4 protein-coding genes are annotated in these 2,980 nt (G+C 74.7%); 3 read left to right on the top strand and 1 reads right to left on the bottom strand.

Annotated features, from left to right (window positions below):
• The first annotated feature begins 19 nt into the window (after positions 1-19).
• The 3 genes from F9B16_RS37435 to F9B16_RS37425 all read left to right on the top strand — a co-directional run bounded on the left by F9B16_RS37435 (position 20) and on the right by F9B16_RS37425 (position 2,684).
• Positions 20-781, top strand: a complete 762-nt coding sequence (locus tag F9B16_RS37435; RefSeq protein WP_318839280.1) for a methyltransferase domain-containing protein — start codon at positions 20-22, stop codon at positions 779-781.
• A gap of 100 nt (positions 782-881) precedes the next feature.
• The gene (locus tag F9B16_RS37430; RefSeq protein WP_151544964.1) at positions 882-2,147 is read left to right on the top strand and encodes a DNA polymerase IV; all 1,266 of its coding nucleotides are present in this window, start codon (positions 882-884) and stop codon (positions 2,145-2,147) included.
• A gap of 147 nt (positions 2,148-2,294) precedes the next feature.
• Positions 2,295-2,684, top strand: a complete 390-nt coding sequence (locus F9B16_RS37425; RefSeq protein ID WP_151544963.1) for a DUF3040 domain-containing protein — start codon at positions 2,295-2,297, stop codon at positions 2,682-2,684.
• Between the two features lie 47 nt (positions 2,685-2,731).
• Here F9B16_RS37425 and F9B16_RS51525 read toward each other — a convergent pair.
• Positions 2,732-2,980 (bottom strand): hypothetical protein (locus F9B16_RS51525; protein WP_192809181.1); only part of this gene is annotated, 249 nt, incomplete at its 5' end.

The raw sequence follows: 2,980 nt of genomic DNA, 5'->3' as shown, positions 1-2,980 counted from the left end.
CGACGTTAGCGGAGCGGCCGTGGCCGGCCGGCAGCAGAAGCGGGTGCGCGGGAGCAGCCGCGTGCGCAGCGCGGTCCTGTGGGAGGCGCTGCGCACGGTCCTGGACCGCATCGCCCCCGAGGCCGGCCGGAGCGACGTCGTGGACGTCGGCGGCGGCACCGGCGGGTTCGCGGTGCCGCTCGCCGAGCTCGGCCACCGCGTCACGGTCGTGGACGCCAACCCGGACGCGCTGGCCGCGCTGGAGCGCCGCGCCGCCGAGTCCGGCGTGCGGGTCCGGGCCGTCCAGGGCGACGCGGTCGACCTGCCGGACCTGCTCGGCGGCGGCGCCGCCGACCTGGTGCTGTGCCACAGCGTGCTGGAGTACGTCGACGACCCGGCCGCGGCGATGGCCGCGCTGACCGCCGCCGTCCGCCCGGGCGGGTCGGTGAGCGTGCTGGTGGCCGGGCAGGTCGCCGCCGCGCTGCACCGCGCCGTGTCCGGCCACTTCGACGACGCGCGGCGGGTGCTGACGGACGTGTCCGGGCGGTGGGGCGAGGGCGACCGGATGCCCCGCCGGTTCACCCGCGAGACGCTGACGGCGCTGGTGCGCGGCGCGGGCCTGCGGGTCGCCGAGCTGCACGGCGTGCGGATCTTCGCGGACCTGGTGCCGAGCGGGATGCTGGACGGCGACGCCGGCTCGGCGGAGGCGCTGATCGCGCTGGAGTCCGTCGCGGCGGTGCACCCGGTGCTGCGCGACCTGGCCACCCAGCTGCACCTGGTGGCCGACAAGCCGGCCGAGTAGATCACGTGAGCGGAGCGAACCGGCGAACACGGCAGCGGAGCTCACGCATGGCCGAGCCGCTGGGCGAGGCAGCCTCCGAGCCGCTGGGCGAGGAGGCCGCGTGAGCCGCAAGCAGCAGCTGCACCGGCCCGGTCCGCAGCCGGGGCCGCCCGCCGACGACACCGGCTGCTCGATCCTGCACGTGGACATGGACGCGTTCTTCGTCAGCGTCGAGCTGCTGGAGCGGCCGGAGCTGCGGGGCCGCCCGGTGGTGGTGGGCGGCGCGGGGCCGCGCGGGGTGGTGTCCGCCGCGTCGTACGAGGCCCGGAAGTTCGGGGTGCACTCGGCGATGCCGATGTCGCGGGCGCGGCGGCTGTGCCCGCAGGCGGTGGTGCTGCCGGTCAGCCACGGCAAGTACGGGCGGGTGTCGGCGGCCGTCTTCGAGATCTTCCGGTCCATCACCCCGCTGGTGGAGGGCCTGTCGCTGGACGAGGCGTTCCTCGACGTGGCGGGCGCGCTCCGGCGCCTCGGCCGCCCCGCCGAGATCGCCCGGATGATCCGCGAGCAGGTCCGCGCGCAGCAGGGCATCACCTGCTCGGTCGGCGTCGCGAGCACCAAGTTCGTCGCCAAGCTCGCCTCGACCCGCTGCAAGCCGGACGGCCTGCTCGTGGTGCCCGCCGACGGCGTCGTCGACTTCCTGCACCCGCTGCCCGTCGCGTCCCTGTGGGGCGTGGGGGAGCGGACGGAGCAGACGCTGACCCGGCTCGGGCTGCGGACGGTCGGGCAGCTCGCGCAGGTCCCCCTTACGACGCTGCAGCGCGAGCTCGGCAACGCGATGGGCGCGCATCTGCACGAGCTGGCGTGGGGCCGCGACCCGCGCGAGGTCGTCCCGCACACCCCGGACAAGAGCATCGGCGCGGAGGAGACGTTCGACACCGACGTCGACGACCCGGAGGTGATCCGCCGGGAGCTGCTGCGGCTGGCCGAGAAGGTCGGTGCGCGGCTGCGCGCGTCGGGGAACGCGGGACGCACGGTGAGCGTCAAACTCCGGATGGCGAACTTCAAGACGATCACCCGGGCGCGGACCCTCCGCGAACCCACCGATCTGGCGCGTGTGATCTATGTCACAGCCTGCGAGCTCTATGAGGGCGCGGGCCTGGAACGGGTACGACTCCGTCTGGTCGGGGTGCGGGTCGAGAACCTGTGCCCCGCCGGCGAGGCCCCCCGTCAGCTCGCCTTCGACGAGCCGGAACGCGGCTGGCGCGAGGCCGAGCGCGCGATGGACCAGGTGGCGAACCGGTTCGGCCATGGCGCCGTCCGACCCGCCGCCTTGGTCGAGCGCGCGCACGACGGTGACGCACGCGACGGCAGGGACGGGAGACGATGAAAGAAGGCGGTGAGCTGACCGGTATGGGGCCCTGGACCCGCCGTTCGCTTTCGTACGCCGGTGAGTGCTCGTATTCTGGGCATATCACCGTTGACGTTCCCGTCCCGCATCGGATACCCCGCCGCGGGGCTGTCGTTGGGAGGCGCCGTGCCGCTGTCTGAGCACGAACAGCGCATGCTCGAGCAGATCGAGCAGCAGCTGTACGCCGAGGATCCGAAGTTCGCGCACGCCGTCCGGTCGACCAACCCTCAGGTGCACTACAAGCGCCGCATCATCAAGGCCGCGCTCGGGTTCGTCGTCGGTGTCTGCGCGCTGATGGCCGGGCTCGTCATCAACGCCGGGACCGCGACCATCGCGGTCAGCGTGGCCGGCTTCCTGCTCATGGTGGTCTGCTGCGTGTGGGCCCTCACGAGCTGGAAGCGGATGACCGGCATCGGGAACGAGCCCGCGCGGCGCGGCCGCCAGGCCCGTCCCGCCAAGGCCGGCTTCATGGAGCGCATGGAGGAACGCTGGCGCCGCCGCACCGAAGGCGAGTGAACCGGCCGCACCGGCCTCACTGAGCGGCGCCGCGGGCCTGCGAGGCCCTAGCGGCGCCGCATGCGGTTCGGCAGGTCGTTGAGGCGGTCGGCGAGGTCGGCCGCGCGGGTGCGGCGCCGCATGCGGTTCGGCAGGTCGTTGAGGCGGTCGGCGAGGTCGGCCGCGCGGGTGCCGGCGCCGCGCAGCGCGGACCGCGTCTGCGCCATCGCCGACGGCGGGAAGACCCGGGCGCGCCAGCGGGCCCGGCGCCCCACGGACGCCGCGAACGCCGCGCGGACCGTCCGCACGTCGGCGCG

It is taken from the genome of Actinomadura montaniterrae (assembly GCF_008923365.1).
Taxonomy (GTDB): Bacteria; Actinomycetota; Actinomycetes; order Streptosporangiales; family Streptosporangiaceae; genus Spirillospora; species Spirillospora montaniterrae.
The sequence above is the reverse complement of the archived record's forward strand: the minus strand, read 5'-3'. Positions and strand labels throughout refer to the sequence as shown.